The sequence below is a fragment of the Paenirhizobium daejeonense genome (assembly GCF_014280875.1).
GTDB lineage: Bacteria > Pseudomonadota > Alphaproteobacteria > Rhizobiales > Rhizobiaceae > Allorhizobium > Allorhizobium daejeonense.
Genome location: NZ_JACLAL010000008.1, coordinates 167,916 through 191,045, shown reverse-complemented (window position 1 = coordinate 191,045; position 23,130 = coordinate 167,916). Strand labels below are relative to the sequence as shown.

General features: G+C 59.6%; 18 protein-coding genes. All 18 read right to left on the bottom strand.

The window, feature by feature from the left end:
- Positions 1–120: 120 nt before the first annotated feature.
- Entirely contained in the window at positions 121–3,612 is a 3,492-nt protein-coding gene (dnaE, locus tag H4I99_RS19560) for a DNA polymerase III subunit alpha (protein WP_163904880.1), read from the bottom strand.
- A 428-nt stretch (positions 3,613–4,040) separates the two neighbouring features.
- Complete coding sequence (locus H4I99_RS19555; protein ID WP_163904878.1) at positions 4,041–4,730, bottom strand: ABC transporter ATP-binding protein; 690 nt, start codon at positions 4,728–4,730, stop codon at positions 4,041–4,043.
- 12 nt (positions 4,731–4,742) lie between these two features.
- Entirely contained in the window at positions 4,743–6,050 is a 1,308-nt protein-coding gene (locus H4I99_RS19550; RefSeq protein WP_163904876.1) for a lipoprotein-releasing ABC transporter permease subunit, read from the bottom strand.
- 21 nt (positions 6,051–6,071) lie between these two features.
- Positions 6,072–7,394: a proline--tRNA ligase gene (proS, locus tag H4I99_RS19545; protein WP_163904874.1), complete on the bottom strand. Its 1,323-nt coding sequence runs from the start codon at positions 7,392–7,394 to the stop codon at positions 6,072–6,074.
- Positions 7,395–7,887: 493 nt separating this feature from the next.
- Positions 7,888–8,157, bottom strand: coding sequence for a DUF1467 family protein (locus H4I99_RS19540; protein ID WP_163904872.1), 270 nt, complete (start codon positions 8,155–8,157; stop codon positions 7,888–7,890).
- Between the two features lie 98 nt (positions 8,158–8,255).
- Positions 8,256–8,660 carry a methylmalonyl-CoA epimerase gene (gene mce, locus H4I99_RS19535; RefSeq protein ID WP_163904870.1) on the bottom strand — a complete coding sequence of 135 codons (405 nt, stop codon included), beginning with the start codon at positions 8,658–8,660 and terminating at the stop codon, positions 8,256–8,258.
- Positions 8,661–8,718: 58 nt separating this feature from the next.
- Positions 8,719–10,386, bottom strand: a complete 1,668-nt coding sequence (locus H4I99_RS19530; protein WP_163904868.1) for a ribonuclease J — start codon at positions 10,384–10,386, stop codon at positions 8,719–8,721.
- Positions 10,387–10,404: 18 nt separating this feature from the next.
- Positions 10,405–11,166, bottom strand: coding sequence for a biotin--[acetyl-CoA-carboxylase] ligase (locus H4I99_RS19525; RefSeq protein ID WP_425314395.1), 762 nt, complete (start codon positions 11,164–11,166; stop codon positions 10,405–10,407).
- A gap of 2 nt (positions 11,167–11,168) precedes the next feature.
- Positions 11,169–12,614 (bottom strand): NADH-quinone oxidoreductase subunit NuoN, encoded by a 1,446-nt coding sequence (gene nuoN, locus H4I99_RS19520; protein WP_163904864.1) that lies wholly within the window; start codon positions 12,612–12,614, stop codon positions 11,169–11,171.
- A gap of 18 nt (positions 12,615–12,632) precedes the next feature.
- Positions 12,633–14,144 (bottom strand): NADH-quinone oxidoreductase subunit M, encoded by a 1,512-nt coding sequence (locus H4I99_RS19515; protein WP_163904862.1) that lies wholly within the window; start codon positions 14,142–14,144, stop codon positions 12,633–12,635.
- Positions 14,144–16,144 carry an NADH-quinone oxidoreductase subunit L gene (gene nuoL, locus H4I99_RS19510; protein ID WP_163904860.1) on the bottom strand — a complete coding sequence of 667 codons (2,001 nt, stop codon included), beginning with the start codon at positions 16,142–16,144 and terminating at the stop codon, positions 14,144–14,146. The genes H4I99_RS19515 and nuoL overlap by 1 nt, the downstream gene beginning before the upstream one ends.
- Positions 16,145–16,151: 7 nt before the next feature.
- The gene (gene nuoK, locus H4I99_RS19505) at positions 16,152–16,460 is read right to left on the bottom strand and encodes an NADH-quinone oxidoreductase subunit NuoK (protein WP_099057480.1); all 309 of its coding nucleotides are present in this window, start codon (positions 16,458–16,460) and stop codon (positions 16,152–16,154) included.
- Between the two features lie 27 nt (positions 16,461–16,487).
- Entirely contained in the window at positions 16,488–17,102 is a 615-nt protein-coding gene (locus tag H4I99_RS19500; RefSeq protein WP_163904858.1) for an NADH-quinone oxidoreductase subunit J, read from the bottom strand.
- Positions 17,103–17,252: 150 nt separating this feature from the next.
- Complete coding sequence (gene nuoI / locus H4I99_RS19495; RefSeq protein ID WP_099057478.1) at positions 17,253–17,744, bottom strand: NADH-quinone oxidoreductase subunit NuoI; 492 nt, start codon at positions 17,742–17,744, stop codon at positions 17,253–17,255.
- Between the two features lie 39 nt (positions 17,745–17,783).
- Complete coding sequence (nuoH, locus tag H4I99_RS19490; protein WP_163904856.1) at positions 17,784–18,827, bottom strand: NADH-quinone oxidoreductase subunit NuoH; 1,044 nt, start codon at positions 18,825–18,827, stop codon at positions 17,784–17,786.
- A 12-nt stretch (positions 18,828–18,839) separates the two neighbouring features.
- Complete coding sequence (gene nuoG / locus H4I99_RS19485; protein WP_163904855.1) at positions 18,840–20,921, bottom strand: NADH-quinone oxidoreductase subunit NuoG; 2,082 nt, start codon at positions 20,919–20,921, stop codon at positions 18,840–18,842.
- Between the two features lie 181 nt (positions 20,922–21,102).
- Positions 21,103–21,804: a helix-hairpin-helix domain-containing protein gene (locus tag H4I99_RS19480; RefSeq protein ID WP_163904853.1), complete on the bottom strand. Its 702-nt coding sequence runs from the start codon at positions 21,802–21,804 to the stop codon at positions 21,103–21,105.
- Positions 21,805–21,817: 13 nt separating this feature from the next.
- On the bottom strand, positions 21,818–23,122 hold the full coding sequence (nuoF, locus tag H4I99_RS19475) for an NADH-quinone oxidoreductase subunit NuoF (protein ID WP_163904851.1): 1,305 nt from the start codon (positions 23,120–23,122) through the stop codon (positions 21,818–21,820).
- Between the last annotated feature and the right edge of the window lie 8 nt (positions 23,123–23,130).

The window sequence follows — 23,130 nt, the reverse complement described above, 5'->3', positions numbered from 1 at the left end:
AATCGCCGACAAGCTCTCTGCCTGTCGGCGTTACCGGAAACCTCGGGCGGTTCTTAATCGACGGAACGCACGAGCAATACTGATGGCGCATGGCCGGGCAATCCACCAGGCCACCATCAATCACACCAGCTCGACGTCCACCACGCCCGGGGCGGCCCGCATGGCAGCCGCAATTTCCGGCGAGATCCGGTACTTCTCAGTGAGCTCCACCTCGATCTCCCGCTTGCCGTCTTCCTTTATGACTATGAAGGAGACGAGACCGTCACCGCGCGTATTGAGATGCGCGGCGACGGTTTTCAGGGGGCCGCTGTCACGAACATAGACGCGCAATGCCTTCTGCATCTGGACCGATTTCTCCTCGAGCGACTGAGCCGTCTGGATACGCAGACCGATGCCCTCGGGGCGTTCATCCGCCTGAACGGTGATGACCAGCGACTTTCCCGCTTCGAGCAGATCGCGATACTGATTGAGCCCCTCGGAAAACAGCACAGCTTCATACTGGCCGGAGGAGTCCGACAGCGTGACGATGCCCATCTTGTTGCCGGTGCGGGTCTTGCGCTCCTGACGCGACGTGACCGTGCCCGCCAGACGTCCGGCGGTCGCTCCCTGCCGTACCGACTGGGAAAAATCCGCAAAAGTCTGCACGCGCATCTTTTCCAGGAGCGATCGATAGGAATCGAGTGGATGAGCGGTCAGGTAGAAACCGAGAACCTGAAATTCGCGCAGAAGCTTTTCTGAAGGGAGCCAGGCATTGTAAGTCGGGAAAGCAATCTTTTCCGGCCCGCTCGCCCCGCCCGAACCGAACATGTCCGATTGACCGCTAACGGCGTTTTCCTGCGCACGTTGAGCATAACCGAGGACGCGATCGAGACCGTTGACCAGTTCGGCGCGGTCATGACCGAAGCAATCGAAGGCTCCAGCCGAAATGAGGCTTTCAAAGACGCGCCGGTTGATCTGCTTCGGATCGATGCGCAGGCAGAAATCCTCGATGGAAGCAAATGGTTTGTCGCCCCTGACTTCGACGATGTGCTCTGCAGCGGAATCCCCCACACCCTTGATGGCGGCCAAAGCGTAATAGATACGGTTTTCACCAACCTCGAAGCGCCGGTAGGAGGTCTGTACCGAAGGAGGAATGACGGCGATGCCGAGACGACCCGCATCCTGACGAAAGTCGTTCAGCTTTTCGCTGTTCGCCATATCGTAGGTCATGGTCGCGGCAAGGAACTCGACAGGATAATGAGCCTTCAGATAGGCCGTCTGGTAGGAAACGATGGCATAGGCGGCCGCATGCGACTTGTTGAAGCCGTAATTCGCGAATTTGGCCAGGAGATCGAAGATGACATCGGCCTGGTTCTTCGACACGCCGTTTTCGACGGCGCCATCGACGAAACGGGCTCGCTGCTTGTCCATCTCCTCCTTGATCTTCTTACCCATGGCACGGCGCAGCAGGTCGGCTTCGCCGAGCGAATAGCCCGACAACACCTGTGCGATCTGCATGACCTGTTCCTGGTAAACGATAACGCCCTGGGTTTCCTTGAGCAGGTAATCGATCTTCGGATGGACCGACTCGATTTCCTCTTCGCCATGCTTGCGTGCGTTGTAAACCGGAATGTTTTCCATCGGACCGGGACGATAGAGCGCCACGAGCGCAATGATGTCCTCGATGCAGTCGGGTTTCATGCCGATCAGCGCCTTGCGCATGCCGGCACTTTCCACCTGAAACACGCCGACCGTCTCGCCGCGCGAGAGCATCTCATAGGTCTTCTTGTCGTCGAGAGGAATCGCCGAGAGATCAATCTCGATACCACGACGGCGAACAAAATCGACCGCAGTCTTCAAGACAGTCAGTGTCTTCAGGCCCAGAAAGTCGAACTTTACGAGACCCGCTTGTTCGACCCACTTCATGTTGAACTGGGTGACCGGCATATCGGAACGCGGGTCTCGATACATCGGCACGAGTTTCGACAAGGGACGGTCCCCGATCACGATACCTGCAGCATGGGTCGAAGCGTGGCGATAGAGCCCCTCGATCTTCTGGGCGATATCGAGAAGACGCGCCACAACCGGTTCTTCCTCAGCCGCTTCCTGCAGCTTCGGCTCCTCCTCGATCGCCTTGGAAAGCGGCGTGGGGTTGGCCGGGTTGTTCGGCACAAGCTTGCAGATCTTATCGACTTGACCGTAAGGCATTTCGAGTACGCGGCCGACGTCGCGCAAGGCAGCGCGCGCCTGCAGCGAACCGAAAGTGATGATCTGCGCCACCTGTTCGCGCCCGTACTTCTGCTGAACGTAGCGGATCACCTCTTCACGACGATCCTGACAAAAATCGATATCGAAGTCAGGCATCGAGACGCGTTCCGGATTGAGAAAGCGTTCGAATAGCAACGAAAAACGCAACGGATCGACGTCGGTGATGGTCAGCGCATAGGCTACCAGCGACCCTGCACCAGAACCTCGGCCAGGACCGACGGGGATGTCGTGCTGCTTGGCCCACTTAATGAAGTCCGCAACGATCAGGAAGTAGCCCGGAAATTTCATGCGCTCGATGATCGAAAGCTCGAACTCCAAGCGCTCGCGATAGTCCTTTTCCTCGAACCCCTCGGCCATGCCGAGGGCCGCCAATCGCCGGTCGAGGCCTTCGACCGCCTGACGACGCATCTCTTCGGCTTCGGCCCTCTCCGCCTCTTCCGGGTCAGAGCCGACGCCAGCAAAGCGCGGCAGGATGGGTTTGCGAGTATCGACGATGAACGAGCAACGCTTTGCAATCTCGATCGTGTTTTCCAACGCCTCCGGCAAATCGGCAAAAAGCTCGCACATTTCCTTGCGGCTCTTGAGATAATGATCCGGGGTCAGGCGGAAACGGCTGTCGTCCGACACGATCGCGTTATGGGCAACCGCCATCAGGGCGTCATGGGCCTCGTAATCAGCCTTGGTCGGAAAGAAGGCCTCATTCGTCGCAACCAGCGGAAGATCGTGCTCATAGGCAAGCGCCACCATGCGGCGTTCGTGACCCCGATCATATTCGCCGTGACGCTGCAGTTCGACATAAAGCCGATCGCCGAACAAGCGCTTCAACGTCAAAAGACGGGATTCCGCCTGCGGTCTATGCCCCTCCCTCAGAGCGACGTCTACCGGCCCCTTGGAGGCACCCGTCAGAGCAATAAGGCCTTCGGTCCCCCGTTCCTCCAGCCAGGAAACGCTGATATGCACAGCCTGACTTGAATCTCCGCCGAGATAGGCCCGGCTGACGAGATCGACGAGGCGTTCGGCCCCTTGGTCATCTGCCGCAAGCATCACGATGGATGGATATCCGGAGACCTGCCCCGGGCGCTTTTCACCCTCGGCATCTTCCATATCGATCGACATCTGGCAGCCGATAATCGGCTGAATCCCGTCTCCGATTGCCTTTTGCGAAAACTCAAGCGCCACGAACAGATTGTTAGTGTCCGTAATCGCGATGGCAGGCTGACTATCGGCAACGGCCTTGCCTAGGATTTTCTTGAGCGGCAGGGCGCCTTCGAGCAGCGAATAGGCTGAGTGCAACCTCAGGTGAACAAACCCCGGACTACCCCCGAAGGCATCCGATGCGGCTTCCTCAGCGGCAATTTCACCCATTCCGTACGACCCTCAACTTGCAAAGACTCGATGCAATTTTCGGACGACAGATCAATGAAGTCCAGACCGCATCGGCAAAGCCAAGATAATCTCTACAGAAATGCGATCGCCGTCAGATCGCCAGCAGAAGCACCGACACACTGGCGACGAACATCGTAATGGAGGCGAATGCGGCGACATCACGAAGAATTTCACTCATGGCTCTCTCCTTACTCTTTGTGTTCTTATTTTGTTCTATTCATGTTCTTATGTCAACCAAAAAAAAGCGGGGATAAATGAATGCAGGAAAGCTTCACCGCAAATTGGCGGTCCGAAGACAAGGCAATAGACCACCAAGCGAGCGACGGCGCCTGTGGCGGTCAATCCAAAGATAACCATCGATAGAACGGGAGTGGAGGGCGAAGAATGGCCTTTCCCTTCGCCAGATATCAGGCGGTGTAATCTACGACCTTACCGTCAATGAGGGTGACGCACCGGTCCATTCTAGCCGCAAGATCATGGTTATGCGTGGCGATCAGAGCGGCTAACCCCGATTGACGGACCAGCGCCTCCAATGCGGAAAAGACGTAGGAAGCCGTTTCAGGATCAAGGTTACCGGTCGGCTCGTCTGCCAGCAGGATAAGCGGCGCATTGGCAACGGCTCGGGCGATGGCCACGCGCTGCTGTTCACCGCCGGAAAGTTCAGCCGGACGATGATCGCCACGGTGACCGATACGCATGTAATCGAGGAGCTGTGAGGCGCGTTCACGCGCCTCCTGCTTGGAGAGGCCGGCAATCAGCTGCGGCATCATGATGTTCTCCAGAGCGGAGAATTCCGGCAACAGATGATGGAACTGGTAGACGAAGCCGACGGAATTGCGGCGGATGGCCGTGCGCCGGTCATCGGAGAGCCCCTGACAGGCGACACCACCAATCGTAACCTCGCCCGCATCCGGATGTTCCAGCAAACCGGCCACGTGCAGCAGTGTCGATTTGCCGGTTCCCGATGGCGCGACCAGCGCGACGGTCTCGCCGCGGCGAAGGCTGAAATCGGCACCCTTCAGGATGTTGAGAACGGTTTCCCCCTGCCCGTATTGGCGGTCGATACCGGTAAGCGAAAGAACGGTCTTGGAGGCCATCGGAACGGTTCCTTATTCGTAGCGCAGGGCCTGGACCGGATCGAGGCGCGAGGCGCGCCAAGCCGGGAAGATCGTCGCCAGGAAGGATAGGCTAAGCGCCATGACGACGACGGAAACCGTCTCGCCGACATTCATGTCGGCCGGCAACTGGCTGAGGAAATAGAGCTGGGGATCGAACAGGACCGTACCCGACACCCAGGAGAAGAACTGCCTGATGGACTCGATGTTGACACAGACGATCACGCCAAGAAGCACGCCGGCGAAGGTGCCGACAGTGCCGATCGCCGCACCGGTCATGAAGAAGATGCGCATCACCGAACCCGAGGTCGCCCCCATGGTACGCAGGATGGCGATGTCGCTCGATTTGTCCTTCACCAGCATGATGAGGCCCGAGATGATGTTGAGCGCGGCGACGAGCACGATCAGCGTCAGGATCATGAACATAACGTTGCGCTCGACCTGCAGGGCCGAGAAAAAGGTCTGGTTTCGCTGACGCCAGTCGGTGATGAAGATCTGCCGGCCGGCAGCCTCCTCGACCTTGGGACGCAGCTCATCGATGGCATCCGGATTGGAAACGAACAGCTCGATCGACTGAACGATGCCCTCGGCATTGAAGTAGAGCTGCGATTCCTCAAGTGGCATGTAGATGATCGAGGAATCGTATTCCGACATGCCGATCTCGAACACCCCGGAAACCGGGTATGACTTAACCCGCGGATTGACCCCGAGCGGAGTGACATCGCCTTCCGGTGAAACGAGCGTAATCGTGTCGCCTGCCCCGATGCCGAGTTCCGAAGCCATGCGTGAGCCGATCAGAACACCCTGCCCCGCCGCAAAGCCGACCAGATCGCCCTGACGGATATTGCTGGAGACTTCCGAAAGCTTGGTCAGGTCGTCAGGCCGGATACCACGCACGAGAGCGCCCGTTCCTGCGCCAGCGCGGCCAGAGGCGAGCGTCTGCCCCTCGACCAGCGGCAGCGCCATGGACACGCCGGGAATGGCGGAAAATTTCTGGGCGAGATCGGCATAGTTATCGAGCGGGCCGTCTACCGGCTGCACGATCATGTGACCATTAATACCGAGAATGCGGGAGATCAGTTCGGTACGAAAGCCGTTCATCACCGCCATGACGATGATCAACGTCGCAACACCGAGCATGATCCCGACAAAGGAGAAGCCCGCTATCACCGAAATGAAGGCTTCCTTCCGTCGGGCGCGCAGGTAGCGCCAGGCAACCATTCGCTCGAAGGCGGAGAACGGGCGACCGACGGAACCCTGTCCAGCCGCTTCCGTCGCGTTGCCGGCGACTGCACTCGTCATTTGGTCTCCTCGTCCCGGCCGTCAGCCGATCAGCTTGTTGATGGCCGCTTCGACGGTCATCGTCTCGCGGGCACCGGTCTTTCGGTCCTTCAGTTCGATTTCGCCATTGGCGACCGAGCGAGGACCGGCGATCACCTGGGTCGGCACGCCGATCAGGTCGGCAGTGGCGAACTTCGTGCCGGCGCGGTCGTCCGTGTCGTCGTAGAGCACGTCCTTGCCGGCATTGGAAAGCGCCTGATAGAGCCGCTCGCAGACCGCGTCGCACTGTTCGTCGCCGGCCTTCATGTTGATGACCACCGAATCGAACGGAGCGACCGAAGCAGGCCAGATGATTCCATTCTCATCATGCGATGCTTCGATGATGGCAGGAACAAGGCGGGTCGGGCCGATACCGTAGGAACCCATGTGGACAGGGTGTTCCTTGCCGTCCGGCCCCTGCACCTTGGCGCCCATCGGCTCGGAATACTTGGTGCCGAAATAAAAGATGTGACCAACTTCGATGCCGCGCGCAGAAAGGCGCTCGCCTTCCGGTATGGCATTGAAGGCCGCTTCGTCGTGCATTTCCGACGTGGCGGCATAGACCGATGTCCACTTGTCGAAAATCGTCTGAAGGCCCGCAACATCATCGAAATCGGTATTCTCAGCCGGGATATCGAAATCGACAAACGCCTTGTGGCTGAAGACTTCCGATTCACCGGTGTCGGCGAGGATGATGAATTCGTGGCTGTGGTTGCCGCCGATCGGGCCTGTGTCGGCGCGCATCGGAATAGCGCGCATGCCGAGCCGCGCGAAGGTGCGCAGGTAAGCGACGAACATCTTGTTGTAGGAGTGGATCGCATCCTCGCGGGTCAGGTCGAAGGAATAGGCATCCTTCATCAGGAATTCGCGGGAGCGCATGGTGCCGAAGCGCGGACGGATCTCGTCACGGAACTTCAGCTGAATGTGATAGAGGTTCAGCGGCAGGTTCTTGTACGACTTCACATAGGAACGGAAGATGTCCGTGACCATTTCTTCGTTGGTCGGGCCGTAGAGCATCGGACGATCCTGCCGGTCCTTGATGCGCAGCATTTCCTTGCCGTAGGCCTCATAGCGACCGCTTTCCTGCCAGAGTTCGGCCGACTGCAGCGTCGGCATCAGAAGCTCGATCGCGCCTGCCCGGTTCTGCTCTTCGCGGATGATGCCGTTGACCTTGTCGAGGACCTTCTTGCCGAGCGGCAGCCAGGAGTAAATGCCCTGGGACTGCTGACGGACCATGCCCGCGCGCAGCATAAGACGGTGAGAGACAATTTCGGCTTCCTTCGGGTTTTCCTTCAGGATCGGCAAGAAGTAGCGCGACAGACGCATAACAGGGTTCCAGACGTTGGTTTTCCCGCCAAACTGGCGGAATCAGCGATGACGAGGGTGTTTCCCGAAGCGTACATAGCGGTTTCCTCACCCGAAGAAAACCCGCATCGGGCGAGGCAACGGGTCGGCTCCACGACCATCCCCGAACATCGCGTTGGCGCTTCGAAACGGCAGGCGGACGCAGGTTTTATGTCAAAGCTGCGACATTTGCGTCCGGGGAGATTTTTTTTGGTAACTGTAGCAAAATTGCAAAAAATATAGTGACAAGGCGCACTTCTTGAGCTAATTTCAGCTCACAAAAGAGGCAGGAAGCTTAAATTCTTGTCGACTTCGCGGTCAAGTCTTGGGAGGATCAGATCTTAGGCGCGCTAGTTCGCAGCCCCTTAATTGGTGAAGGATCACGCGATAATTGAAACAAGGTCTTCGGACCTTGTTTTTTTTTGCCTTTCACCGACATCAGACGACCACGCCATTGATGGCCCGCACTCTCTCATCAATCGAATTTGGGAACAATGTTCGGCAGGCTGTCCATGCCAAGGCCGAACCAGGTAGAGGCCGCATACCAGCCTCCGAAGATCAGGCCCGAAACCAGCGTCGTCCACAGCACGACCCTGCCGCCGCGAAAATGAGCCGGCGCGCTTTCGATGCTGCCGGGAACCACTTCTTCGGCTTCGGCCTGCGTCTTCATGCCGATCGGCAGGATGGCAAAAAGCGTAATCCACCAGATGACGAAATAGACGGCGAAGGCAGACACGAACTGCATCGATGGGGCTCCCGTTTTTATCCGGGCTCATCAGGTCGACCCGGCTGCCAACGAGATATAAGCCAGCGCGGGCCTTCGGGCAAACGGAAGAGGCTCGATCAGATCTGCTCGAGCTCGATCAATGTGCCGAAAAAGTCTTTTGGATGCAGGAAAAGCACGGGCTTTCCATGGGCACCGATCTTCGGCTCGCCACCACCCAGAACACGCGCGCCGCCTGCGGCAAGCTGATCACGCGCGGCCACAATGTCCTCGACCTCATAGCAGATGTGATGCATGCCGCCGCCGGGGTTCTTTGCGAGGAAAGCCGCGATCGGTGAATCCGCGCCGAGCGGTTCCAGCAGCTCGATCTTGGTATTCGGCAGTTCTACGAAGACAACCGTCACGCCATGTTCAGGCAAAGCCTGCGGTTCGGAGACGCGGGCTCCGAGAGTATCACGATAGGAAGCGGTTGCGGCTGCCAGATCCGGTACGGCGATAGCGACGTGGTTTACTCGTCCGAGCATGACAATCTCCTGAAAGTGAAGCGGCGCGAACCTATACCAGCGCGCCGCCGCCCGTCACTCAGACTTTCGTCACGAACACGGTGACGATCGGCTTTTTGCCCCATGCCTCGTTGGCGGTTCCACGCACGGCACGACGAATCGCTTCGCGCAGGGTGTCGAGATCCTTGCGGCGCGCTCTCGGAATGCTCTCCACCGCGCCGAGAACGGCGTCATAGAGCGTATCCTCCATGGATTCACCCTCGTCGTCGTATTCCGGCAAACCGAAAGGAACGACGTCAGGATCGCCCACGAATTCATAGCGGCTGTCGAGCAGCACGTTGACCGCGACATGACCGACATAGGAAAGCTTGCGACGACCCGAAATGCCCATTTCGTCGAGATCGCCGAGCAGCTTGCCATCCTTGTAGATGCGGCCGAACGGCGCCTGATCGATCACCTCAGCGGGACCGGGCGCGAGGCGCAGGACATCGCCGTTGCGAACGCGCGGCACGGTCTTGATGCCGGACTGAAGGCCGAGTTCCATCTGAGCCATGAGATGCGCGGCTTCGCCATGAACCGGCACGAGGATCTGCGGCCGCGTCCATTCGTACATCTGCTGAAGCTCGTTGCGACGCGGATGTCCCGAGACATGCACCAGCGCTTCGCTGTCGGTTACGATATGGATGCCCTGCTCCACCAGACCGTTCTTGATCTCAAGGATCGCCTTCTCGTTGCCGGGAATGGTACGCGAGGAGAAGACGACGGTGTCGCCCGATGTCAGCGCAACATGCCGCATCTCGTCTCGCGAAATCTTTGCGAGCGCTGCACGCGACTCCCCTTGGGAACCAGTCAGGATAATCACAACCTTGTCGCGCGGGATGAAACCGAACTCGTCCTCCGCGATGAAGGGCTTGAGGCCTTCCATCAGCCCGAGATCGTTGGCGACCGCGACGACGCGCTTCAGCGAGCTGCCGAGCAACAGTACTTCGCGGCCGGCAGCCTCCGCAGCCTGCGCGATGGAGCGGATACGGCCGACATTGGACGAGAAAGTGGTGATCGCCACCCGGCCCTCGGCTGTCTCGATGATCTTGCGCAGGCCCTCTGACACTTCCTCTTCCGAGGGGGAAACGCCGTCACGCATGGAGTTGGTGCTGTCGCATAACAGGGCCAGAACGCCCTCGTCGCCAATGGCGCGGAACCGGGCTTCGTCGGTCAGCGGACCGAGCGACGGATTGTGGTCAATCTTCCAGTCGCCGGTATGGACGACATTACCCAGCGGTGTGCGGATCACCAGCGACATCGGTTCGGGGATCGAATGGTTGACGCCGACGGCTTCGATGGAGAAGGGACCGACATTGATGACATCGCCCGCCTTGAACGGCGTGACGGGAATATCGGCGCGGGAGCCCTCGTAGTCGCGCTTGGCTTCCAGCATGCCCGCTGTGAAGCCAGACGCGTAGACCGGCACGTTGAGGCCCGGCCAGATGTCGTTCAGGCCACCGTAATGGTCCTCATGGGCGTGCGTGATGATGATCGCCTTGAGGTTCCTCTTCTCCGCCTCGATATAGCTGATATCGGGCAGGACGAGATCGACGCCCGGCAGTTCCGGTCCGGGAAAGGTGACGCCGCAATCGACCATGATCCACTGCCGGTTTGACGGCGTTCCATAGCCGTAAAGCGCCAGGTTCATGCCGATTTCGCCAACACCGCCCAGCGGCAGAAATACCAGTTCTTCGTTCTTCGCCATTACTCTTCTAATTCCATCTCACCCGAAAAAAACATCGCCGGCGGCGATCGCCATGTGCCCGTCGGGGCCGCGGTCGAGTATCAACATTCCCTTATCATCGATTCCGGCAAAGTGGCCGGAAATCGAACGGTCCGGCAGGTTTACCGTGATTTTTTCACCGATACCGCAAGCGACCTTGCGCCACAGCGCGACGACATCGGCGATGCCGCGCCCCCGGTCCCAGATCGACAAAACATCCGCCATTTCCGAGAAGAGATGGGCAAAGAGCACTTGCGGCGCGACAGCCGCGCCATTCTCGGCCAGACACGTCACCGGATAGGCCGGGGCATCCGGCTTGTTGGCGATATTGATTCCTATTCCGATCACCAGCGCCTGCCGGCCATCGGTCAGCCTCTCGCTCTCCAGGAGAATGCCGCAGGTCTTCTGCCGGCCGATCAGGATGTCGTTCGGCCACTTGACCTCGAGCGGCGGCGCATCCGCTGGCAGCACATGACGGATCGCACCATGCACGGCGAGCGCGACCGCAAGCGGCAGCGATGTCAGCCGCTCCATGGGTGCGGGATCGATCAGCAGCAGGGACGCATAGAGATTACCGGGTTCGGACATCCAGGGCCGGCCCCGGCGTCCACGTCCGCCGCTCTGGCTTTCCGCGGTGATCCACAGAAAACCGAAATCGCCCGCGCGAGCGCGGGCGAGACATTCCGTATTGGTCGACGCAACGGCGCCCAGCGCTTCGTGCCGGAAATCGTCGAGCGAAATCCGGCCCTCTTTGCCAGCCACGCTCAATTAAAGAGCGTCTTGGCTGCAGCCTCCGCGGCGGTGCCGAGCGGACCACCGAAGAGAACATAACCGACGACGAACAGGCCGGAGAGACCGAAGACGAGACGAAGCTCGCCGGCGATCCGGGTGAACTCACCCTTGGCCTCGTCGAACCACATGACCTTCACGACGCGGAGGTAGTAGAAGCAGCCGACGACCGAAGACAGCACCCCGATGATGGCGAGAGCGTAGAGCTTGGCTTCGATGGCGGCGACGAAGACGAAGTACTTCCCGAAGAAGCCTGCCAGCGGCGGGATACCGGCCAGCGAGAACATCAGGGCTGTCAGCACAAAGGCCATGAAAGGCTTGGTGGTCGAGAGGCCAGCGAGATCGTCGATGTTCTCGACATTGCCGCCTTCCTTGCGACGCATGGCCATGATGCAGGCGAAGGTGCCGAGCGTCATGAACAGGTAGATCATCATATAGACGATAACGCCGGTCACACCGGTCTCGTTGCCTGCAGCGAGACCAACCAGTGCGTAACCCATGTGACCGATGGACGAATACGCCATCAGTCGCTTGATGTTGCGCTGGCCGATCGCGGCGAAGGAGCCGAGGAGCATGGAGGCAATCGAGATGAAGACGATGATCTGCTGCCACTGGTCGAAGATCGGCTGGAAGGCATCGATGACGATACGCACCAGGATCGCCATGGCACCGATCTTCGGGGCTGCGGCCAGGAATGCGGTGACCGGGGTCGGCGCGCCTTCGTAAACGTCCGGCGTCCACATGTGGAACGGCACGGCAGAAATCTTGAATGCGAGACCAGCGAGCACGAAGACGAGACCGAAGACCACGCCGAGCGAAGCACCGCCGTTTGCCAGCACGCCGGCGATTTCGGCGAAGCCGATATTGCCGGTGAAGCCGTAGACCAGCGACATGCCGTAGAGCAGCATGCCCGAAGACAGCGCGCCGAGAACGAAGTACTTCAGGCCGGCTTCCGTCGAGCGCAGGCTGTCACGGTTGATCGCAGCGACGACGTAGAGCGCCAGCGACTGAAGCTCGAGCGACAGGTAGAGCGAAATCAGGTTGCTGGCGGAGATCATCAGCATCACGCCGAGTGTCGCCAGAACCAGCAGAACCGGGAACTCGAACTTGTCGAGGTGATCGAAGCGGGCGTGGCCTACGGCCATGATCATTGCAGTGATCGAACCGATCAGCGCCAGCACCTTCATGAAGCGGGCATAGCCGTCCGCGACGTAGGCGCCGCCGAAGGCGGAACCTTCTGCCGGCACGAGCACCAGCCAGACGCCGGAGATGATGAGCAATGCCACGGCAAGGCCGGTTACCGTCGTCGCCGACTTTTCGCCGGCGAAGACGCCAATCATGAGCAACGCCAGCGCGCCAACCGCGAGGATCAGTTCCGGCGTGACCAGATGCAGACTTGCAAGGAGTGTTTCAGCGGTCATGTCCAAGGGATCCTGTCGTCAGTTCACTGCAAGCGCCACGTTACGTGCCGCCTCGATAGCCGTGGAATAGTTGTTCACCAGAAGCTCCACCGACGCAGCCGTCGCATCGAAGATCGGAGCCGGATAGACGCCGAAGAAGATGGTGAGCGCGATCAGCGGATAGAGGATCAGCTTCTCGCGAAGCGAAAGGTCCAGCATAGCCTTCAGGCTGTCCTTCTCAAGCGCACCGAAGACGACCCGGCGATAGAGCCAGAGCGAGTAGCCAGCCGAGAGAATAACACCAGTGGCGGCAAACAAGGCAACCCAGGTGTTGGCGCGGAAGACGCCGATCAGGGTCAGGAATTCACCGATGAAACCGGAAGTACCCGGAAGGCCGACGTTCGCCATGGTGAAGATCATGAACGCGACGGCGTATTTCGGCATGTTGTTGGCAAGGCCGCCATAGGCCGCGATTTCGCGGGTATGAAGACGGTCGTAGATCACGCCGACGCAGAAGAAGAGCGCGGCCGAAACGAAGCCGTGGCTGATCATCTGGAAGATCGCGCCCTGCACACCCTGCGTGTTGGCGGCAAAGGTACCCATCGTCACATAGCCCATGTGCGCAACCGACGAATAAGCGATGACCTTCTTCATGTCTTCCTGCATCAGCGCCACCAACGAGGTGTAGATGATAGCAATGACAGAAAGCGTGAAGACCAGCGGCGCAAAGTAGTCGGATGCGAGCGGGAACATCGGGAGCGAGAAGCGCAGCATGCCGTAGCCGCCGAGCTTCAGCAGGATACCGGCCAGGATCATCGAGCCTGCGGTCGGCGCCTGAACGTGCGCATCCGGAAGCCAGGTGTGAACCGGCCACATGGGCATCTTCACGGCGAAGGATGCGAAGAAAGCAAGCCATAGCCATGTCTGCATGCCGGCCGGGAACTTGTGGCCGAGGAGCAGCGTGATGTCGGTCGTGCCGGCATCCCAGTACATTGCCATGATGGCGAGCAGCATCAGCACCGAGCCGAGCAGCGTGTAGAGGAAGAACTTGTAGGATGCGTAGACGCGATCCTTGCCGCCCCAGACGCCGATGATGATGAACATCGGGATCAGGCCTGCTTCGAAGAACACGTAGAAGAGAACGATGTCCAGCGAGACGAACACGCCGATCATCAGCGTCTCGAGCAACAGGAAGGCTATCATGTATTCCTTGATGCGCTTCTCGACCGAGAGCCAGCTTGCCAGGATGCAGAACGGCATCAGCAGCGTGGTCAGGATGACGAAGAGCATCGAAATGCCGTCGACGCCGACATGATAGGAAATGCCGGTGGCAAGCCACTCATGCTTCTCGACCATCTGGAAGCCCGGGTTCGAATTGTCGAAACCGATCCAGATGAAGAGCGAGACCACAAAGGTAAATACCGTGGTCAGCAACGAGACATTGAGAATGTTGCGGCGACCCTGGGCAGAATCCTGACGCGTCAGGAGGAGGAGCACAATGCCGACAAGCGGCAGAAAGGTGACCGTCGAGAGAATAGGCCAGTCGGTCATCAGAAGGAACTCCCGAGCATCATCCAGGTAACGAGGGCGGCGATACCGATCAGCATCGCGAAGGCATAGTGGTAGAGGTAGCCCGACTGCAGCCGGACGACCTTCTGGGTTACGTCAGCAACCCCGGCAGCAACGCCGTTCGGGCCGTAGGTATCGATGATCCCGATGTCACCCTTCTTCCAGAGGAAGCGGCCAAGAGCCTTGGCGGAGCGAACGAAGAGGAAGTCGTAGAGTTCGTCGAAGTACCACTTGTTGAGCAGGAACTGGTAGAGAACGCGATGCTGTTCGGCCAGTTTCTTCGGGGTCGAAGGCGACTTGATGTACATGTACCAGGCGGTAACGAAGCCAAGGACCATCGCGATGAACGGGCTGAGGGCAACCCAGGCCGGCACGTGGTGGAACTCGTGCAGCAGTTCATTGTGTTCCGCAGTGAACAGTGCGCCCTTCCAGAAATCGAGATACTCCTCGCCATAGAAGCGGCCTTCGAAGATCCAGCCTGCCAGAACTGCACCGATCGCCAGAAGGTAGAGCGGTACGAGCATGACCTGCGGCGATTCATGCACATGGTGCATGACGTCGGCAGATGCGCGCGGCTTGCCGAAGAAGGTCAGGAACATCAGACGCCAGGAATAGAAGCTCGTGAACAGAGCGGCGATGACCAAAAGCGTGAAGGCAAAACCCGAGAGCGGCGAATGCGAAGCATAAGTCGCCTCGATGATCACGTCCTTGGAGAAGTAACCGGCGAAGCCGATCGGAGTGAACGGAATGCCGACGCCGGTGATAGCCAGCGTACCGATCAGCATCATCAGGAAGGTCACCTTGATGTGCGGACGCAGACCGCCCATGTAACGCATGTCCTGCTCGCCATCGACGGCATGGATGACCGAGCCGGCGCAAAGGAACAGGAGGGCCTTGAAGAAAGCGTGCGTGAACAGGTGGAACACGGCGGCGCCGTAGGCCCCTACTCCAAGCGCCACAAACATGTAACCAAGCTGCGAACAGGTCGAATAGGCGATGACGCGCTTGATGTCGTTCTGAACCAGACCGACGGTCGCGGCGAAGAAGGCGGTGATCGCACCGATCAGTGTGACGACCGTCAGCGCATCCGGCGACAGTTCGAACAGCGGCGACATGCGGGCGACAAGGAAGACGCCGGCGGTAACCATGGTTGCGGCATGGATAAGTGCCGAAACCGGGGTCGGGCCTTCCATCGCGTCCGGCAGCCAAGTGTGCAGCAGAAACTGAGCCGACTTACCCATCGCGCCCATGAAGAGCAGCAGGCAGACGGCGGTGATGGCGTGGCCCTTGTCGAGGTTCATGCCGAAGAGGTTGATCACGGCTTCGCTTGCTTCCGCGCCCTCGTGCGGCAGATAGGTCTGCGCGGCGGCGAAGATGGTTTCGAAATTGATCGAGCCGAAGAGAACGAAAAGGCCCGAGATGCCGAGAATGAAGCCGAAGTCGCCGACACGGTTGACGATGAAGGCCTTCATGGCAGCAGCATTGGCAGATGGTTTCTTGAACCAGAAACCGATCAGCAGATACGATGCCAGACCCACGCCTTCCCAGCCGAAGAACATCTGCAGCAGGTTGTCGGACGTCACCAGCATCAACATGGCGAAGGTGAAGAGCGACAGGTAGGAGAAGAAGCGCGGACGATGGGGATCGTGGTGCATGTAGCCCATCGAATAGATGTGCACCAGCGTCGATACCGAGTTGACGACGACCAGCATGACGGCGGTCAGCGTGTCGATGCGCAGCGACCATTCGACGTCGATGCCGCCGGACTGGATCCAGCGAAGCACCGAAACCTTGATCACTTCCTGGCCTTCGCCATGGGCGAGCGCGACGTTGAAGAAGACGATCCACGAAAGGATGGCAACGATCACCATCAGGCCGCTGGTGATGTATTCCGAAGCCTTGGCGCCGATCTGGCGGCCAAACAGGCCAGCGATGATCGAACCGATCAGCGGAAGAAAGACGATAGCCTTATAGAGAAGCATAGCCGTATCAGCCCTTCATCATGTTGATGTCTTCAACTGCGATCGAGCCGCGGTTGCGGTAGAAGACAACGAGGATTGCGAGGCCGATCGCGGCTTCCGCAGCCGCCACCGTCAGGATGAACAGGGCGAAGACCTGTCCGACCATGTCGTTCAGGAAGGAAGAGAAGGCCACCATGTTGATGTTGACCGCCAGCAGGATCAACTCGACCGACATCAGGATAATGATGACGTTCTTGCGGTTCAGGAAGATGCCGAAGACGCCGAGCGTGAAAAGGATGGCACTGACCGTCAGGTAGTGGGAAAGACCGATTTCCATAATATTGTTTCCTTGACCTCTCTAGCCTCAGACGCCCTGACCCGGCTTGACCTTGACCACCTTGACGGCGGTCTCGGGCGTACGGGCAACCTGGCGGGAGATATCCTGCCGCTTGATGTTTTCGCGGTGGCGAAGCGTCAGCACGATGGCGCCGATCATGGCCACCAGAAGCACCAGGCCGGCGATCTGGAAGAAATAGACATAGTTCGTATAGAGCACGTCGCCGAGGGCGGCAGTGTTAGTGCGCTCCGTCAGTGCCGGGATCGGCATGGTGATCGCTTGCTTGGCAGCCGGCGAAATCGCCGTACCACCGATCACGATGACCAGTTCAGCCGCAACGATCAGACCGATGAGCGCGCCGATCGGGGCGTATTTCAACACGCCCGACCGCAGCTCGGCGAAGTCGATGTCGAGCATCATCACCACGAAGAGGAAGAGAACCGCGACCGCGCCGACATAAACGACCAGCAGGATCATGGCGAGGAATTCAGCGCCCGTCAGCAGGAACAGCCCCGCGGCGTTCACGAAGGTCAGGATCAGGAACAGAACCGAGTGAACCGGGTTCCGTGCCGATATGACCATGAACGCGGAAGCCACCGCGACAAACGCGAAGAGATAGAAAAAGAGAGCCTGAAGACCCATGTTGGTGCCTTTTCATCTTCCCCCGGACGAGGGCCCCTGCCCTTCGCCCGATAAAGCGCCACCGGCATCCCCACCGGCGCGCTCCGTTTCAAATCTGTGCCATGGCGGCTGGCCCATCGGGTTCCCGCCAAGGCGTCGTCATGCCGCCTGTCAGCGGTACGGTGCATCAAGCGCAAGGTTCCGCGCGATTTCCCGTTCCCAGCGGTCGCCGTTGTCGAGCAGCCGCTGCTTGTCGAAGTAAAGCTCTTCGCGGGTTTCGGTTGCGAACTCGAAGTTCGGCCCTTCGACGATCGCATCCACCGGGCAAGCTTCCTGGCAGAAGCCGCAGTAGATGCACTTCACCATGTCGATGTCGTAACGCACCGTGCGGCGGGTTCCGTCGTTGCGGCGCGGCCCGGCTTCGATGGTGATCGCCTGGGCGGGACAGATCGCTTCACAAAGCTTGCAGGCGATGCAGCGTTCCTCACCGTTCGGATAGCGACGCAGGGCATGTTCGCCGCGGAAACGCGGAGAGACCGGACCCTTTTCGAAAGGATAGTTGATGGTCGCCTTCTGGCGGAAGAAATAGCGCATCGACAGGAAAAAGGCGCCGACGAACTCTTTCAGGAACAGGGAACTGACAGCCTGGGAAAGACCAGCCATCTCAACCTCCAAATCTGCCGAGTGAACGGATGGCCATGATCATGCCCATCCCATAAACTTCAGCACGAATGCAACGATGACCACCATGGCGAGCGAGATCGGAAGGAAGACCTTCCAGCCGAGACGCATAAGCTGGTCGTAGCGGTAGCGCGGAACGAATGCCTTCACCATGGCGAACATGAAGAATACCAGCGTCGCCTTGATGATGAACCAGATGATGCCCGGTACCCAGTTCAGGAACCATACGTCGACCGGCGGCAGCCAACCTCCGAGGAACAGGATGGTGGTCAGCGAGCACATCAGCACGATGGCGGCATATTCGCCAAGCATGAACATCATGTACGGGCTGGAGCCGTATTCGACCATGAAGCCGGCAACCAGCTCAGATTCAGCTTCTGGCAGGTCGAAGGGCGGACGGTTGGTTTCCGCAAGTGCCGAGATGAAAAACACCACGAACATCGGGAACAAGGCCAGCCAATGCCAGTCGAGGAAGGAATTCGGCAGGCCGATCATGGTGCCGAGACCGTCCTTCTGCGCATAGACGATGTCCGACAGGTTCAGCGAACCGACGCAGAGCAGAACGGTGACGATGACGAAGCCGATCGAGACTTCGTAGGACACCATCTGCGCCGCCGAGCGAAGCGCGCCGAGGAACGGATACTTCGAGTTCGAAGCCCAGCCGCCCATGATGATGCCGTAGACTTCGAGCGACGAGATCGCGAAGACATAGAGGACGCCGACATTGATGTTGGCGATCACCCAGCCGTCTGCGACGGGCACCACGGCCCAGGTGGCCAGTGCCAGCAGCACGGTGACGAGCGGAGCGAGAAGAAACACGCCCTTGTTCGCGCCTGCCGGAATGATCGGCTCCTTGAACACGAACTTCAGAAGGTCGGCGAAGGACTGGAACAGACCCCAGGGACCGACCACGTTCGGGCCGCGGCGCAGCTGAACGGCTGCCCAGATCTTGCGGTCTGCAAGCAGGATGTATGCGATGAAGACCAGAAGGCAGACCAGGAGCAGCAGCGACTGGCCGATCATGATGGCCGCCGGCCAGACATAAGTGGAAACGAAGTTGTCCATGATCCCCTGCCCTTACTCTGCCGCAGCCTTGAAGTTGTTGCGGGCCAATGCCGAGCACTCGGCCATGACGGCCGACGCACGTGCAATCGGGTTCGTCAAATAGAAGTCTTTGACCGGCGACGCAAACACGGATTTCGTCATCTGCCCGGCTTTTTTCGCAATTGCGGCAATTTCGCTGCTGGCGCCCGGAAGGATCTCATCAAGGTCGGCGAAATGCGGGTATTCCGCATAAAGCTTGGCGCGAAGCGCGGTCAGCGAGTCGAAGGGCAGCTTCTTGCCGAGCACGTCGGAAAGCGCACGGATGATGGCCCAGTCTTCGCGGGCGTCGCCCGGCGCGAAGCCGGCACGGTTGCCCATCTGGACGCGTCCTTCGGTGTTGACCCAGGTCCCCGACTTCTCGGTATAGGTCGCGCCAGGAAGGATGACGTCGGCGTGATGTGCACCGTTGTCGCCGTGGCTGCCGATATAGATGGTGAACTTCGAGCTCTTGCGGGTGAAGTCGAGTTCGTCAGCGCCGAGAAGGAAAAGAACATCCGCGGAAGCCAGAAGATCGGCCGCAGCAACACCGCCCTCACCCGGTACGAAACCGAGATCGAGGCCACCGACGCGCGAAGCGGCGGTATGAAGTACGGAGAAGCCGTTCCATTCTTCGGTGAGCGCGCCGACAGCTTCAGCAAGCTTTGCAGCATTTGCCAGAACCGCCGCGCCCTCAGCACCTACCAGAGCCCCCTGCCCCACGATGATGAGCGGGTTCTTGGCAGCCTTCAGCTTTTCGCCGAAGCCGTTCTTTCCAGCGACGAGGTCGGCCAGCGTCTCGGTGCCCGCACCGAGATATTCATAGGGATAACGCAGCTCGCCGCCTTCGCCGATAACGCCGATCGGCAGGCCGCCGCGACGCCAGCGCTTGCGGATGCGGGCGTTGAGCACGGCAGCCTCGTAGCGCGGATTGGCGCCAACAATGAGGATCGCGTCGGCAGCTTCGATGCCTTCGATCGTTGCGTTGAAGAGGTAGCTTGCGCGGCCGAGCGACGGATCAACTGCCGTCCCATCCTGGCGACAGTCGGTATTGACTGAACCGAGTGCATTGAGAAGCGCCTTCAGCGCATACATTTCCTCTACAGAGGCGAGATCGCCGGCGATGGCGCCGATCTTCGAACCGGAGGTGGCGGCAACTGCCGTCTTAATGGCGGCGAAAGCTTCGGCCCACGTGGCCGGCTGCAGACGACCGTCACGACGGACATAGGGGCGATCGAGACGCTGGGTCTTCAGGCCGTCCCAGATGAAGCGGCTCTTGTCGGAGATCCACTCTTCATTGATCTGCTCGTTGACGCGGGGCATGACGCGCATGACTTCGCGACCACGGGTATCGACGCGGATTGCCGAACCAAGAGCGTCCATGACGTCGATCGATTCGGTCTTGTTGAGTTCCCACGGGCGGGCCGTGAAGGCAAAGGGCTTGGAGGTCAGCGCACCAACCGGGCAGAGGTCGACGACGTTGCCCTGAAGCTCCGAAGTCATGGCCTGCTCGAGATAAGTGGTGATCTCGGCATCCTCGCCGCGACCGATCAGGCCGAGCTCGGCTATGCCGGCAACTTCGGTGGTGAAGCGGACGCAACGCGTGCAGTGAATGCAGCGGTTCATTACGGTCTTGACCAGCGGGCCGATATACTTGTCTTCGACCGCGCGCTTGTTTTCCGAGTAGCGCGACGAGTCGATACCGAAGGCCATGGCCTGGTCCTGAAGGTCGCACTCACCGCCCTGGTCGCAGATCGGGCAATCCAGCGGGTGGTTGATCAGCAGGAATTCCATCACGCCTTCGCGGGCCTTTTTGACCATCGGCGTGTTGGTGAAGACTTCCGGCAGTTCGCCGTTCGGACCGCCGCGGATATCGCGCACGCCCATAGCGCAGGATGCTGCCGGCTTCGGCGGGCCACCCTTTACCTCGACGAGGCACATACGGCAGTTGCCGGCGACCGACAGTCGTTCATGAAAACAAAAGCGCGGGACTTCAGCGCCGGCTTCCTCGCACGCCTGCAACAGCGTGAAATGATCCGGGACCTCGATCTCTTTACCGTCGACTTTCAGCTTTGCCATATTCGCCTTCCTGCCTCACGCATAGTGCGCATTGCACCGAAGCTTTCGCTCCGGCAAGCGGGACCATCCAATTTCGACTGGCGTCCCGCCGTTTATTTCCGATTCCCGCTCTTTTCGGAGCCGGATATTCTTCATTCTCACCGGACTTCGAGACGCCCTTACGAAGGGCGTCCCATAATCCTCAATTCATTGCGCCCGCGAGCTTGCGCGCCTGACCAGACCAGTCGTCGCGCACTGCCCGGCCACCCAGGCCGATTTCCTTGTCCAGCGCCTCTAACGCCTCAGCATCCAGCGCCGCAAGATGGGCGAAGCGGCGGATGCCTTTTTCGTTCAGAACCTGCTCCAGCTTAGGACCAATACCCTCGATCTTTTTCAGATCGTCGGGCTTGCCAGAGGTCCGCGCCGCCTTCGTCGCCTTTGCTACCGGTTCGACGGCTTCGGGCTTTTCAGCCTTCACCACCTTGGCAGCAACCTTGCGTGCCTTCGGAGCGGGAGCCGCCGCCACTTTCGCCTCAGCCGGCTTGACCGGAACCTTGCGTGGCTTGCGCGCAACGACAACGGGTTCCGCAGCCTCCGAGGCATCCCCGGTCGGCTCGGATGGAGCTGCCGGTGGAGCCTCAGCCGCCAGCTTTTCTTCCTCAAGCTTGCGGGCCAGCTTGTTGGTCGCTTCCACCGCCCCCTGCAGAGAGCCGAGAAACACGCTCGTCATGTGCGTGGCCAGACCGAAACCGATTGCGGTTGCCGCCGCAAGCGCTGCGGCCGGATGGGCCATCAGCGGGTGCAGCGGAACATGCGGCATGTCTTTCAAGGCATCGGCGACACGGCTGAAGTCAGCCGGAGCTGCGGCATGCCCTTCCCCATTCTTGTCCGATGCCTTGGCCATAACCGCCTCTTCCCTATTCGGCCGCTTCCATGACAACGCCATGCGCCATGGCGTTGCGGGTATACTGATCGATACGAGCCTCGATTTCCGGACGGAAATTCCGGATGAGACCCTGGATCGGCCATGCCGCGGCGTCGCCGAGCGCGCAGATGGTGTGGCCTTCAACCTGCTTGGTCACCTGGAAGAGCATGTCGATTTCGCGCTTCTGGGCGTTTCCCTTCACCATGCGCTCCATGACCCGCATCATCCAGCCGGTGCCTTCACGGCACGGTGTGCACTGGCCACAGCTCTCATGCTTGAAGAAGGCTGCGATACGCCAGATGGCCTTGATGATGTCGGTGGACTTGTCCATGACGATCATGCCGCCGGTGCCGAAGGAAGACTTGACCTCACGCAAACCGTCGAAATCGAGAGTGACGTCCATCATGTCCTCGGCCTTGACGACCGGGCACGATGCACCGCCAGGGATGACGGCAAGGAGGTTGTCCCAACCACCACGAATACCGCCGCCGTGCTTTTCGATCATCTCACGGAACGAGATGCCCATGCTTTCCTCGACCGTGCACGGCGTGTTGACGTGACCCGAGATCATGAAAAGCTTGGTGCCGACATTGTTCGGACGGCCAAACGAAGAAAACCAGCCCGCGCCGCGACGCAGGATAGTCGGGGTAACAGCAATCGATTCGACGTTGTTGACCGTCGTCGGGCAGCCATAGAGACCCATGTTCGCCGGAAACGGCGGCTTCAGGCGCGGCTGGCCCTTCTTGCCCTCAAGGCTTTCGAGCAGCGCGGTCTCTTCGCCGCAGATATAAGCACCGGCGCCGTGATGAACGATGATGTCGATATCGTAGCCGAGCTTGTTGTTCTTGCCGAGAAGGCCAGCGTCGTAGCACTCGTCGATGGCAGCCTGAAGGGCTTCACGTTCGCGCATGAACTCGCCGCGCACGTAGATGAAGGCATGGTTTGCGCCCATGGCGAACGACGCGATCACGCAGCCTTCGATCAGCGTATGCGGATCATGGCGCAGGATATCGCGGTCCTTGCAGGTGCCGGGCTCGGATTCGTCGGCGTTGACAACGAGATAGTGCGGACGGCCGTCGGATTCCTTCGGCATGAACGACCACTTCAGACCGGTCGGGAAGCCCGCGCCGCCACGGCCGCGCAGACCCGAAGCCTTGATCTCATTGATGATCCAGTCGCGACCCTTTTCGAGGATCTGCTTGGTTCCATCCCAGTGGCCACGGCTCATGGCGCCTTTCAGCGACTTGTCCTTAAGGCCGTAGATATTGGTGAAGATACGATCCTGATCCTTCAACATGTCCTACC

Coding starts and splice junctions, on each gene's coding strand:
- dnaE (WP_163904880.1), bottom strand. CDS start 3,612: ATGGGTGAAATTGCCGCTGAGGAAGCCGCATCGGATGCCTTCGGGGGT.
- H4I99_RS19555 (WP_163904878.1), bottom strand. CDS start 4,730: ATGGCCTCCAAGACCGTTCTTTCGCTTACCGGTATCGACCGCCAATAC.
- H4I99_RS19550 (WP_163904876.1), bottom strand. CDS start 6,050: ATGACGAGTGCAGTCGCCGGCAACGCGACGGAAGCGGCTGGACAGGGT.
- proS (WP_163904874.1), bottom strand. CDS start 7,394: ATGCGTCTGTCGCGCTACTTCTTGCCGATCCTGAAGGAAAACCCGAAG.
- H4I99_RS19540 (WP_163904872.1), bottom strand. CDS start 8,157: ATGCAGTTCGTGTCTGCCTTCGCCGTCTATTTCGTCATCTGGTGGATT.
- mce (WP_163904870.1), bottom strand. CDS start 8,660: ATGCTCGGACGAGTAAACCACGTCGCTATCGCCGTACCGGATCTGGCA.
- H4I99_RS19530 (WP_163904868.1), bottom strand. CDS start 10,386: ATGGCGAAGAACGAAGAACTGGTATTTCTGCCGCTGGGCGGTGTTGGC.
- nuoN (WP_163904864.1), bottom strand. CDS start 12,614: ATGACCGCTGAAACACTCCTTGCAAGTCTGCATCTGGTCACGCCGGAA.
- H4I99_RS19515 (WP_163904862.1), bottom strand. CDS start 14,144: ATGACCGACTGGCCTATTCTCTCGACGGTCACCTTTCTGCCGCTTGTC.
- nuoL (WP_163904860.1), bottom strand. CDS start 16,144: ATGCTTCTCTATAAGGCTATCGTCTTTCTTCCGCTGATCGGTTCGATC.
- nuoK (WP_099057480.1), bottom strand. CDS start 16,460: ATGGAAATCGGTCTTTCCCACTACCTGACGGTCAGTGCCATCCTTTTC.
- H4I99_RS19500 (WP_163904858.1), bottom strand. CDS start 17,102: ATGGGTCTTCAGGCTCTCTTTTTCTATCTCTTCGCGTTTGTCGCGGTG.
- nuoI (WP_099057478.1), bottom strand. CDS start 17,744: ATGGCTGGTCTTTCCCAGGCTGTCAGTTCCCTGTTCCTGAAAGAGTTC.
- nuoH (WP_163904856.1), bottom strand. CDS start 18,827: ATGGACAACTTCGTTTCCACTTATGTCTGGCCGGCGGCCATCATGATC.
- nuoG (WP_163904855.1), bottom strand. CDS start 20,921: ATGGCAAAGCTGAAAGTCGACGGTAAAGAGATCGAGGTCCCGGATCAT.
- H4I99_RS19480 (WP_163904853.1), bottom strand. CDS start 21,804: ATGGCCAAGGCATCGGACAAGAATGGGGAAGGGCATGCCGCAGCTCCG.
- nuoF (WP_163904851.1), bottom strand. CDS start 23,122: ATGTTGAAGGATCAGGATCGTATCTTCACCAATATCTACGGCCTTAAG.